Origin of the sequence: Mycobacterium innocens, from assembly GCF_900566055.1 — a bacterium.
Taxonomy (GTDB): Bacteria; Actinomycetota; Actinomycetes; order Mycobacteriales; family Mycobacteriaceae; genus Mycobacterium; species Mycobacterium innocens.
Window position 1 is genome coordinate 1 of sequence record NZ_UPHQ01000214.1, and the last position, 12,488, is coordinate 12,488.

The window sequence follows — 12,488 nt, forward strand, 5'->3', positions numbered from 1 at the left end:
TAGCACTCCGGGAAGAGACGACGGGAGGGCCGTCGCCTACCAACTGACCTGATCACCGTGCCGCCCCGGCAGCACGAACAACAAATCGGGTTACCGCAACCCCACACACTGCTCACCGCCAGCGCCGGAACCCCACCCCCACGTGCTCACCCTGGATGCCCGCGAACATGCGTTCCTCTTCGCCGCGCTGCGCGACGGCGGTGGATTTGGCATCACCGATGATGAAGCGGACCGCCACGCCGCGTTTGGTGGCGGCGGCCAGAATCTTGGTGAAGCGGGGCAGGCCGTCGAACAAGAATGTGCCGCCGTAGACCAGGATGTCGATGTGCTCGACGGCGTTTCCAAAGAGCTCCTTCCACACGCTGACCGGGACATCGGCCCGGCTGCCGTACACACTGACCGCGACGGTCCGTGAACTGGGCGGGGACAGCACCGGGATTTGTCGGACCATAACTCATGAAGGTCGCAGTCGAGGGCATCGGCGACTTGCTTGGCCTCACCGAGCCGCGGGTTCTCCCCGCGTTGATATCTCTTGATGGATCGCACGCTGGTGATCGTGTTTCCACTCGCCGATCAGCGCCTCACGATGAGAGGCCAGCGCGGCGTCGAACTTCGCCGCGTCGTGGTGGGCAAGTCTGATCCGATAGCAGCTGCCCTGCTCGGTGGTGGTTTTGGTGATCGCGGGCTGCGGGTGCGGTCGCGGATCGGGTTGGGGTCGCGGTTCGAGTTTGACCGCGGTGCGCAGCTGGTTGACCGTGGCCACCCGGGCCAGCTGCAGGTAATGCTCATCCGATCCCGCACCGGCGCGGGCGGCGATCACCCCGACCTGATCCAGCGACAACCAACCCTCCCGCATGCCCTGCACACACCGTGGGAATTCCTCGAACCGGCCCGCCACCGTGGTGATCGTGTGCGCGTTGGTCGACGACTAGCCCAGCTTCCAGGCCAACAACGGGCCGCCACCGACCGCGCACCGGTCATCCCACACAGCTCGTCGCGATCGATCTCGGCGGCGATCTCCACAATGCGCCCATCAATCGCATTGCGCTGACCCGCCAACTCCGACAACTCCGCAAACAACACCTCAAGGCGCTCCTTAGGCAACAACGGCGCAGAGCCCAGCGAGGCGGTCGACGACATAACCCCATCATCGCAGCCGGGTATGACATTGATGATGGTATGACATTGATGATGGAAGAGCACTACCGCGCAGGTCGTGACCCTGGGTCTGACTGACGCCCTGCCGGGCTGTCTTCCATTTGACTTGTCCTGCCTGCGCGGGTGCGTGCCTAGAGCACGTCGGCCAGATCCGGGTTCCAGGCCGTTGGCAGGATCGGCACCGTCGGACCCTCGCCAACACCAATGGCGACCAACCCGCCAGCCGACCCGACGGACTCAGCGGGCGCAGTCCCGGCAAACCCCACCGCCCCCCCGCCCGAGGCCGCCGGTGACGCCAACTGCGCCGGCGGGACGACCGATGCCGAAGCGCCCAGTCCCGCCGGAGCTACACCGCTGACCGCAACCGCAGCTGCCGGGAGCATGCCGGGAGCAGACCAACCTCAGCCATCGCGGATACGCCCGTCAACGCGTTCATACTCGGGGCAACGCCACCGGCCAACGCGACTATCCCAGCGTCAACAAACAAATTCTGCGCAATCCACTGAATGACCATGTTGGCGACGCCCAGGGGAATCTCACACGCCGTGTAGATGATGTTGAAAAAGTGGGTGCCGATCTGCCACAAATCGCTGGCAATCAGCTTTAATCCGGCAAGAGCTGCTGAAAGATTCCATTGAATAATGTCTTGAATTACCAGTGGGATTACGACGCACCGCCCGACACCATGCCGCCGGTAACGCGCTGGCCGCAGCGTCGCATCTGGGCATTGTGGGCGGTTCCCGAAGGGTTAGCTCCGCAGGTGGCGATCGCTGCCAGGGTGCAGAAGAGCCACTCCCCTACACCTTCGGCTCGTTGTCCTGAACGGGCCAACGCTAGGAGAATTTGCGCGAATCCGTCGATCGATACCGTCAATAGATTCATAAGGATTAGTTAAGCGACCCGGTCACGAACGCCCATCGATGACGACCGGAATATGCCGACTACCTTCCCGAAGGAAGCGGTCTCGTCACCAAGCCAACACTCGTGACCGGCTCACCATTCAGCCCCATCGTCCTCGCTGCGCAAAGCGGCCTCAGCGGGCGGTAGTCGCTTCGGTAGCGGCATTTCCCACTCCGTTTTGATTGCGGCCCGTTCGGCGCGGGGGTTTCGATCTCGGCGGGCTCGAACCATGCGGCCGCACGTAGCGCCACCAGGTCAACGTCGTGGCGCCGATATAGCAGAGCAGGAAGACCCAGAATGCCGGGGTTTCGGTGCCGGCGCTCACATACGACTGCCGCAGCACCAGGTTGACCCCCATGGCACCCAACCCGCCGAGTGTCCCGGCGAACCCGATCAAAGCTCCCGACATGACCCGCTCCCAGTCGCGGCGTTCGGCGGCGGTGACGTTCAGCGCGCGGCTTCGATTCTGGAAAATCGACGGGATCAGCTTGAACACCGAGCCCTTGCCTATGCCGCAACAGATGAACAACACGATGAAGCCGAAAATGTAGCCGATCATTGTATGGACGGTGGGCCCTCCGCGAGGCCCCTGAGTGAGGTCGTCGTGGGTGCTGACCGCGACCAGGACCCCCCCGGCTCCCGCCATGGCGGCCAACGCACTGAGGGTGACGTAACCGCCGCCAAAGCGGTCGCCCAACCTGCCGCCAACTATCCGCGCCACCGATCCCAGCAGCGGGCCGATGAAGGCGATCTCGGCCGCGTGCAGCGATGCCTGTGCGTGGGTTTGCCCCGCGGCCACGAAATTGTGCACCAGCACCTGGCCGAAAGCGAACGCGAAACCAAGAAACGAGCCGGAGCAGCACAGGTAGAGAACCGAGATGGCCCACGAGTCGGGAACCCGCAGAACCGATCGCACATGGCCCACGTCGATGACGTGGCTGAGGTTGTCCAGGAACAGTGCCGCGCCGACGGCCGCTACGGCCAGCAGCACCAGGTAAACCGCGCACACCGCATAGGGCGCCTGGTGACCGGCGGTCGCCAGCACCACGAGCCCGACAGCCTGGATGGCCGCCGACCCCAGGTTGGTGAAACCCCCGGTGAGGCCCAGCGCAAAGCCCTTGAGCCGCTGCGGGTAGAAGCCTTCGATGTGCGCCAGCGAAGCGGCGTAGTTGCCGCCGCCCAGTCCGGTGAGCGCGGCGCAGACCAGATATGGCCACAAGGGCAGGCCGGGGTGAGCCAGCAACACCATCGCGCCGACGGTCGGGATCAGCAACACCAGTGACGAGAAAACAGCCCAATTGCGTCCGCCGAACCTGGTGGTAGCCATCGCATAGGGGATTCGCACGATCGCCCCGACGAACGTCGCGGTGGCCGCCAGTAGCAGCTTGTCGCCGGTCGAAAAACCGTAGACGCTCTGCGGCATGAACAGCACCATCACCGACCAGAGGTACCAGATGGAGAAGGCGATGTGCCCGGTCACGTTCGACCAAATCAGGTTGCGACGGGCGATCAAGTTGTTGCCGTCGCGCCAGGCGGCGGCGTCCTCCGCATCCCAGTCCGCGATGCGGTGCGGTCGCGCCATACGGTACTTACCTTTCACAGACGATGTCGGCGTACCACCGAGCGGCAATACCTGGTGGCTTAGTGTGCATTCACTCAGGAAGATCGGGCAACAGTGGGTCGGTGCGTTTGCTCTTCCTCCGCGTCACGAATGACTACCCGATCGGACAGCCACGCAATGCGGTTCTAAGGGGCTTTTGACGACGACCGGTGACACCTGGGCAATGACGAACACGGGCACCGCTGCACGCCGTCACACCGACCACCCGACAGTGAAACCCAATCGCGGCCAACCGACAACTAGACATCGCTGACGCACAGGAGATTTTCAGCTCACTTGGCCAGTACTGCCAGCCGAGCTGAGGCTTCACATCACTCGGGACCTCACTCGGACCCGGCTCGGCTTCGGGCCACGGCCGACGCCCGAGCAGCGGCGATGATGCAGAGCCGCAACGCTTTCCGCCGATGTAGCCCTCAGCCGGATTGCGGCATTTTCCTGGTTGGTCGAAATAGCTTGCCGCGTAACCATATCCGTACTTTCGTAATTCCTGAAACCCAGTCGAGCAGTCAATTCGGTACTGCCGTAGCAGAGTCGCCGGGGACATGTCCCGCCGCCAGCAATCCGTAATTCGAAATACTTCCACCCCCAATGCAATTCGTGTCATACAGATTGGGATTTCCGGACAGTTCCTCGACGCCGGGCCGCTAGACCGCATCGTTACACCCGAAGGTTAGCTGTAAATCCCCTGTGCATCGTTCGGCTTTTGATATCTATATGCAATAATTGCATGCGACAATTGACTGGTCAGTGTGACTTGCGCTGTCAAGGTGAGTACGCGGCGGATGGTCAACGTGTGTTGGCAGCCCTGCTCGCCCTTGACTGCGCGTGGTCGTCGACAGCCACAATCGTTGCAACACAACCGCTGTAGCGGCGTCCGTTGTGTTTGGCAACATCGCGGTCAGCCGCCGATTGCCTGACCTAGCCACGCGTGCTCAGCGAGTCCCGCGGCTCGGCTTGTCGCGACCTGAGCGGAACTGAGGGCGGAACTGAGGAAGGTGAAAAACTGATACTTGACTACGGGGCCCTGGCGCCCGAGATCAACTCGGGCAGAATGTATTCGGGTCCTGGCTCGGCGTCAATGCTGACGGCCGCCGCAGCCTGGGAGGCACTCGCCGCGGGCTTGGAGTCCACATCGCGCGGGTACTGCGTCGTGATCTCGCAGCTGCAAGGCGAAAGTTGGTCGGGCAGTGCGTCGGCGGCAATGGGCAGTGCCGTCGCACCATACCTGGCATGGGCGGCGGCGACGGGAGCACAGGCCGAGCAAGCTGCCGGCGGGGCGCGTGCGGCAGCAGCCGCTTATGAGGCTGCGTTCGCCGCGACGGTGCCGCCGGCCCTGGTGATCGCCAACCGCGACCAGTTGGCGAGGCTGGTGGCAACCAATGTTCTGGGCCAGAACACCACGGCCATCGCCGCGACCGAATCCGAGTACGAGCAGATGTGGGCGCAGGATGCGGCGGCGATGTACGGTTACGCCGCCGCGTCGTCGGCGGCGACCAAACTGACCCCTTTCCGGGAACCACCCCAGACCACGAACGTCACCGGGCAAGCAGCCCAATCCGCCGCGGTGGCCCAAGCCGGCGCCGCATCGGCCGCCGGCAAGGCTCAGACCAGCCTGACGCAATTGATGTCGACGGTGTCTCAACAGCTGCAAGCCCTGGCAGCGGGTGGTCATTCGGCCCATTCCTGGTGGCTGGGGCCATCGACGATACTTGCGGCCTTCAGCGCCTTCAACACGCTGGCCGGCCCGGCGAGTTTGGCCTCGAATTTCAGCCGTACCAGCACTTCGGCCGGAAGTTTCCTGACCGGGGCCTACCGATCCGGGATTCAGGCCGGCGGCGGCGCCGCGAAGGCGATCGCCAAGGGCGCGGAATCGGTTGGCCCGGCAACCCTTCGCGGCCAGGTGACGGTGAGTGTGGGTAACGCGACGCCGGTCGGGCGGCTGTCTGTTCCGCAGGGCTGGGCGACGGCAAATCCACCCGCCGTGGCGGCTGCCGACGAGCCGATGTGGTTGTCCGACAACGAACTCGACGGCGGCCCGTCATGGTCGGAGACACCGGAGATGCTCACCGGGCCGCCGACCGCGGGCATGGGGCCGATAGCGGGCTTCTCGACGCGTCCCACCGTCGGCAGCGTATTGCGCGTGGAGCCGCGCCGGTTCAAGATGCCACGCCCATCGCTCGGCGGCTAGTACGTCGGTTACCTGAACCCGGACCGTCCATGCACAGAAAGGGTGCCGATGCTTGATTTCGGGATACTGCCTCCCGAGATCAATTCGGCCAGAATGTATTCCGGGCCAGGCTCGGGACCGCTGCTGGCCGCCGCGTCGGCGTGGGCGGCGCTCGCCGCGCAACTGGAGCTGTTCGCGGCCGGGTATTCCACAGTGCTGTCGGAGCTGCTGGACACCAGCTGGTCGGGCGCCGCGGCGATCGCCATGGCCGGCGCCGTCGCACCGTATGTGGCGTGGGCGCTGACGACGGCGGCGCAGGCTGAACAAATCACCAATCAGGCTCGGGCAGCGGCGGCCGCGTACGAGGCGGCCTACGCCGCGACGGTGCCGCCGGAAGTGGTCGCCGCCAACCGCATCCTGCTTGCGACGCTAGTGGCAACCAACTTCTTCGGTCAGAACACCCCGATGATCGCCGCCACCGAGGCCGCGTACGTGGAGATGTGGGCTCAGGACGCGGCAGCGATGTACTGCTACGCCGCTTCGTCGTTGGTTGCCACGCAACCGGTGCCGCTCAGCGCTCCGCCGCAGAGCACAACCGGCGGCGGACCAGCTGACGAGGTGGCCGCGGCGGCGCATCTGGTTGCCACCTCGAGCGCCGAACACGCCAAACTGTGCCAAATGGTGGCGCAGCTGCTGCAAACCCTGGCAACAGCAGGGCATTCGGGCTCTCGCTGGATGTTCTGGCCGACCTTGTTGCTTACGCTCGTCAGCGACTTCAATGCGCTCACCGGCCCGGCGAATCTTGCCGCCGCCCTCAGCCGCACCGTCACCTCGGCGGGCCGATTCGGTACCGGGCTTTACCGCTCCGACGTCCAGGCCGAAGCCAAGGCCCTTCCCATTACCCGGGCGCCCACCGTGCGCGCCGGACAAAACGGTGTCGTGCTTGCCGGGGTGGGGCGCGCTGCGACGGTGGGACGCTTGTCCGTCCCGCAGAGCTGGACGACGGCCAGCTCGCAGCCCAGCGTTGGCGATACGCTGCCGCAGCCCCGCGGAACCGGTCTGCGCGCCGTTCCGGCGGGCAGCGAAGACTCACCGCGCGCCATCTCCAACCGGGTGCCCGGCATGGGGCCGATGAGCGGCAACGTCGCCCGACGCACCGGCACCCCGGTGTTGCGGACGGGTCGTCGCCGTTTCACGATGCCGCGTCCGCTGTCCGGCGGATAGCCCGGCGCAATGCGTGCCGCCGGCGAGCACATGTGCCCGTTACCGTCTGCCGACCTGTTGCGCTGCTCCGGCGTCTCCGGCATCCGGGTTCTTCGGTGGCTCCTCCAGCACGTGGTAGCCGGGGTCGAGCATCCACATGGGCCGGTTGCCGCTCTGGCGGGCCTTGCCGGTGACCCGCAACAGCTGGCCCGGCTGGATGTCGGCGCCGCTGCGCCCATCGGGAAACGCGATCCGGATGTCCCCGCTCTCATCGCCCACCAGGATCCATCGCTGGGTTCGCCCGCGTTTGCTGATGTCCTCGACCTGACTGACCCGCCCTTCGATGGTCGCGCGCTGTCCGGGAATCAGCCCTGCCACGGTGATCACCGACGACGGCCGCTCGGGATGCTCGTAGGCGCAGACGGCCGACCCGTCGCCCCGGGAAACCCACGCTTCGAATCTGTCCAGGACCCGTGCCACCCGTTGCTCGAAGCCGTCCGGGTAGGCCTCCTTGATGCGGGACTGGACGTCGTAGGGCACGATCGTGGCCGCGGCGTCCGGAATCAGGCTGACAGCCCGTGCGATCTTGTCCGCGGTGCGGTCGTGCAGCAGCCGCCCCAGCACCGGCGCGAAGGTTCGGCGCGGCAACAACACCGTCACGTTGGTATCTGGATGTTCATCGCGCGCTTGGGCAACCAACAGCTGCGCCGCGCGGTTGATGCGCCGATCCGGACAGTCCACCACCCGCAACGGGGTGTCGAGGTCGAAGTGATCCCAGCGCTTGCGCAGCTGCGCGGCGTGGGCCGCATCGACCATGAAATGCACCGCGATCAGTTCGTCGGCGCGAAGCCCTTTTCCGTACCGCAACGCCTCGAGCACCGAGAGATCGACCGAGCTCACGAAGACATACACCCGGTGCCGGGCATACCTCACCACCTCGGGACGATCGGTCCGGAACATCTCGAGAATGGCTGCCTCGGCCCGGTATTCGCGGTTGAGCCGCATCAGGAAGAACACCAGTATCGGAAACACGACGACGACCAGCCAGGCACCCTCGGTGAACTTCGCCACCGCGAAGATGCCCACCACGACCGTGGATAAGATTCCCGCCGACAGGTTGATCGCCAGCCGGTAACGCCATCCGGGTTCGCGTCGGGTCAGATGGTGTTTGGTCATCCCGTAGCCGGCCATCGAGAATCCGGTGAACACTCCGATCGCGTAAAACGGGACCAGCGCGTTGACTGACCCGCCGGTGATCACCAGCAGCGCCACCGATAGCGCCGTCAGGGTGATGATGCCGTTCGAAAACACCAGGCGGTAACCACGTTTGGTCAGCTGCCGGGGCAGGAACCGGTCTTCGGCGACGAAACTGGCCAGGGCCGGAAATCCGTTGAAGCTGGTGTTGGCGCCGGTGAACAGGATTGCCGCGGTTGAGGCCTGGACCAGAATGAAGAAGACGTGTCCGATTACCCCGGTGCCGAACACCGCTCGCCCGATTTGGGAAAGGACCGAAGGATATTCAGTGCGGTAGGGCGTTGCGTGAGTGGCATAGGCAAGGTAGGCCACACCGGCCAGCAGGAAACCGAGAACACAGGCCATCGTGGTGAGAACCCGACGAGCATTGCGGCCCTGCGGTTTCCGGAATACATCGACGGTATTGGAGATTGCCTCCACGCCCGTCAGCGACGAACCGCCGTTGGCGAATGCGCGCAGCACAACCAGGATGGTTGCACCCATCACCAACCCGTTCCCCTGGTGGACGGGTACCGTTCCCGGTAGTTGCGCAGGATCGTATATCGGCAATTCCCAGAATATTTGGCGGACAACACCGGTGATGATGGTCAAGGCGATCATGATGACGAAGAAGTACGTCGCCGCCGCGAAAGGCAGTCCGGCTTCGCGCATGCCCCGCAAGTTCGCATAACAGATAACAATCACCACACCGACCGTGATTTCCAGGCTGTAGGGGCCCAGCGCCGGGATGGCCGACACCACCGCAACGGTCCCGGCCGCCGCCTGCACGGCGACGGTAACCACGTAATCGATGAGCAGTGCCGCAGCCGCGATCTGCGCAACGCGCGGTCCGAAATTCTCCCGCGCCACGATGTAGGAACCGCCGGCCCGGGTATAGGCGATCACGACCTGCCGATACGAGGCCGTGACCAGCACCAGGATCAGCAGGATGACGCCCGTGGTGGGCAACAGCAACGCGAAGGCCGCCAGTCCGGCATTAGGCAGCAGCTCGATCAGGATCTGCTCCGGACCATAGGCCGTCGACGAGATGGCGTCCGGCGAGAGTGCGCCCAGCGCAACGGGATTCGACAGTTTCTCGGCTGCCAGATTCTCGGTGATGAGCGGTTTGCCCAGAAAGACCCGCTTGACTATGTCGCCGAGCGACAGCGGGATCGCCGGCTTGGCAGCCTGATTACCAGCCAAAGCGGTCACGACCACTCCTTACCCGAGGCGCAGCGCTCCTTGAGCGCTGACGAAGCATTCGATGCATTCTGCCAAGCCGGCGTCTGTTTGCGGGTTGGTTAGGGTGGGCACTCGTGGAGCCTGGCCGTGACCTGCACTCCCGCGGCTTCACCGGCGAATGGCGACGGTATCAGCAGCAGGCATTGGACGCGCTCGACGCCGATGTCGCCGCGGGCGACAACCGATCGTATCTGGTGCTGCCGCCGGGCGCCGGAAAGACGATGATCGGACTGGAAGCCGCGCGCCGGATGGGGCGCCGTACCTTGGTTCTGGTTCCCAACACGGCGGTGCAGGCACAGTGGGCCGCCGCGTGGAATACCAGGTTTCGGTCACCGGACCCGTCGGCGCCGGCGTGCGGGACCGACCGTGCCCTGACATCGGCGATGAACGTGCTGACGTATCAGTCGCTGGCGGTCATCGACGGTGAAACGGATGCCGCGGTGCGGCGGGCGATCCTGCGCACCCGGGACCGCCAAGCCTTGTTGGGCCTGCTGCACGCCAACGGCAGGGCATTGATCGAGCGGGCCGCATCGTTGGGACCGTGGACGCTGGTGCTCGACGAGTGTCATCACCTGCTGGCGACGTGGGGGGCGCTGGTCGGGGCGTTGGTGTCGGTGCTGGGGCCGCGGACGGCGCTGATCGGGCTGACCGCGACCCCGGCGACCGCGCTCACCGAGTGGCAGCGGGCTCTGCATGACGAACTGTTCGGCACGGCCGACTTCGTCGTCCGCACACCAGCCCTGGTCAAAGAGGGCGACCTGGCCCCCTATCAAGAGCTGGTCTACCTGACCGGGCCAACACCGGAGGAACAGGCCTGGATGGCGACCGAACGCGCTCGCTTCGCCGATCTCATGCTGGCACTCGTCGACCAACAAGTGGGCAGCATGTCGCTGGCCGCCTGGCTGCGCGCCCGGATCGTGGACCGGTCGACGCGCGACGGCAACCAGATCGCGTGGTCGACGTTCGAACGCGCCGAACCCGCCCTTGCCGCAAGCGGGCTGCGCTTTGCCTTCGACGGCCTCATCCCGCTACCCGGCGGCGCCCGCCTGCGCGAGCAGCACCGGGTTGCGCCCGACGCCCACGACTGGGTCACCGTATTGACCGACTTCGCCGTCGGCCACCTGCAAGACAGCGACGATCCTCGTGATGCGCAGGCGCTGACCGCGATCAAACGGGTGCTGCCCGGCCTCGGTTACCGGCTCACCAGTCACGGAGTGCGAGTCGCGACCTCACCGGTGGACCGGGTGTGCGCGCTGTCGGAGTCCAAAGTCGCGGCGACGACCCACATCCTCGATGCCGAGGAAATTGTGCTGGGGCGCGGTTGCGGGCCCTGGTGCTGTGCGACTTCGAATCGATGACCGGCACGCTGCCCACGTCGCTGAAGGGCGCACCCGTCACCGACCTGTCCGGGTCGGCCCAGCTGGTCACCGCGATGCTTGCCGCGTCCGACGCTCGGCGCGGCGCCCCGCTGCGTCCCCTGCTCGTGACGGGCCAAACCTTCGCCTGTCCGGCCGCGATCGAAGACGACCTGATCGCCTTCTGCGCCGCCCGGGGCGCGCTGGTGCGCACCGAGGCGCTGCAGGCCCATCCCGGGTTGCGGATCGTGCGCGGCAACGGCAACTTCGGCCCCCGCACCCGGGTCACGCTGGCCACGGAATACTTCATGACCGGACGCGCCCGCGTGCTGGTCGGCACCCGCGCCCTGCTGGGCGAAGGATGGGACTGCGCCGCGGTCAACGTCACTGTCGACCTGACCAGTGCGACAACCCCGGGAGCGATCACCCAGATGCGCGGCCGGGCACTGCGCAGAGATCCCGCCGACGGCGACAAGGTGGCCGACAACTGGTCGGTGTGCTGCGTCAGTCCCGATCACCCGCGCGGTGACGCCGACTACCTGCGTCTGGTGCGCAAACACGACGCGTACTTCGCGGTGAGTCCGCAAGGGCTGATCGAGTCGGGGGTGACCCATTGCGATCCCTACCTGTCGCCCTACGGCCCGCCGCCCGCCGATGCCGGCATCACCGCCCGGGCCCTGCAGCGCGTCGCCGAACGCGGCCAGGCCCGGGCGTGGTGGCGGATCGGTGAGCCCTACCAAGGAACCGATGTGGCAACCATCCGCATCCGATCCCCAGCGCTCCCCGGGCGTCGCCGCACCCGGCATCCCGGCTTCGGCCCTGGTCCCGTCGTTGCCGGGGCGGCGCAGTTCGCTGCGGGCGGCCAGGGCCGTCGTCGCCGGCGTGTCCCTGGCCGGCGCGGCCGGCGGCGCCGCGTTCGCCGGCACCAGTCTTGGCCCGCTCGCCGCGGCCGCCACCGCCGGTGGCGTCATCGCGACCAGCGTCGGGGCGCTGGCGGCTGCTGCCCTAGCCCAAAGCCGTCGACTGGCCCACGCACCCAACGCTCTCGAGCAGCTGGCCGCCGCCGTCGCGGGCGCTGCGGGCCGCCGGCGGCGCCGACCGAGGATCCGACGCGCTGCGAATCACCGTGGATCCCGACGGCTGGATCCGCTGCGAACTCGGCGGGGTGCCCACCGAGCAGTCGCACCGGTTCACCGCCGCCCTCGACGAGCTACTCGCCCCGCTGACCGAACCGCGCTACCTCATCGGGCGCAAGATCCTCACACCACCCACCGGGCGCGTTGCCCGGAGCCTCTTCGCGACCCGCGCCGTCGTCGGCCTGCCGCTGCCCGGCGCCATCGCCTGGCACGGTGTACCGCAGTGGTTCGCCCGCCGCAAGGACCGCCTGGAGTGTTTACTGCAGTCGTGGCGACAGCACATCGGTCCACCGCGGAATGCCGTTGCAAGTGAGTGATCTTTAGCGGTCACGCGACTTGCACCCCGCTCGGGGTTGTTCGGCAGCCCTGAGGCTGCGTCCCTTCCGCGCTTCACGGCCACCAGCCCGGCTTGGCCGGGTCTTACGGTCGGCTCCACGCTTGACGGCGGCCCCAACTGGGCCGACGACGCTAAC

Annotated in this window: 7 protein-coding genes and 2 pseudogenes; 3 read left to right on the forward strand and 6 right to left on the reverse strand. The window is 66.2% G+C overall.

Going from position 1 to position 12,488, the window contains the following annotated elements; all coding sequences use genetic code 11:
• Nucleotides 1-112 precede the first annotated feature (112 nt).
• The 4 genes and pseudogenes from EET03_RS20295 to EET03_RS20310 all read right to left on the reverse strand — a co-directional run bounded on the left by EET03_RS20295 (nucleotide 113) and on the right by EET03_RS20310 (nucleotide 3,640).
• On the reverse strand, nucleotides 113-451 hold the full coding sequence (locus tag EET03_RS20295; protein WP_075541345.1) for a phospholipase D-like domain-containing protein: 339 nt from the start codon (nucleotides 449-451) through the stop codon (nucleotides 113-115).
• Nucleotides 452-541: 90 nt separating this feature from the next.
• Nucleotides 542-1,140: pseudogene (locus EET03_RS20300) on the reverse strand (DUF222 domain-containing protein); the annotation flags it as partial.
• 149 nt (nucleotides 1,141-1,289) lie between these two features.
• Complete coding sequence (locus tag EET03_RS29885) at nucleotides 1,290-1,541, reverse strand: PPW family C-terminal domain-containing PPE protein (RefSeq protein ID WP_136625735.1); 252 nt, start codon at nucleotides 1,539-1,541, stop codon at nucleotides 1,290-1,292.
• 650 nt (nucleotides 1,542-2,191) lie between these two features.
• On the reverse strand, nucleotides 2,192-3,640 hold the full coding sequence (locus tag EET03_RS20310; protein ID WP_075541343.1) for an MFS transporter: 1,449 nt from the start codon (nucleotides 3,638-3,640) through the stop codon (nucleotides 2,192-2,194).
• A 1,045-nt stretch (nucleotides 3,641-4,685) separates the two neighbouring features.
• On the opposite strand from EET03_RS20310, the gene EET03_RS20315 reads away from it, so the two are divergent.
• Both EET03_RS20315 and EET03_RS20320 read left to right on the forward strand, forming a co-directional pair.
• Nucleotides 4,686-5,867 (forward strand): PPE family protein, encoded by a 1,182-nt coding sequence (locus tag EET03_RS20315; RefSeq protein WP_099194239.1) that lies wholly within the window; start codon nucleotides 4,686-4,688, stop codon nucleotides 5,865-5,867.
• A gap of 48 nt (nucleotides 5,868-5,915) precedes the next feature.
• Nucleotides 5,916-7,070, forward strand: coding sequence for a PPE family protein (locus tag EET03_RS20320; protein ID WP_075541346.1), 1,155 nt, complete (start codon nucleotides 5,916-5,918; stop codon nucleotides 7,068-7,070).
• A gap of 39 nt (nucleotides 7,071-7,109) precedes the next feature.
• On the opposite strand, the gene EET03_RS20325 is transcribed toward EET03_RS20320, so the two are convergent.
• Nucleotides 7,110-9,485, reverse strand: coding sequence for an APC family permease (locus tag EET03_RS20325; RefSeq protein WP_099194240.1), 2,376 nt, complete (start codon nucleotides 9,483-9,485; stop codon nucleotides 7,110-7,112).
• A gap of 113 nt (nucleotides 9,486-9,598) precedes the next feature.
• Between EET03_RS20325 and EET03_RS20330 the strand changes: the two are divergent.
• Nucleotides 9,599-12,323: pseudogene (locus tag EET03_RS20330) on the forward strand (DEAD/DEAH box helicase family protein); the annotation flags it as partial.
• A 12-nt stretch (nucleotides 12,324-12,335) separates the two neighbouring features.
• On the opposite strand, the gene EET03_RS31805 reads toward EET03_RS20330, so the two are convergent.
• Nucleotides 12,336-12,488: hypothetical protein (locus EET03_RS31805; RefSeq protein ID WP_244232453.1), on the reverse strand; the 153-nt coding region annotated here is incomplete at its 5' end.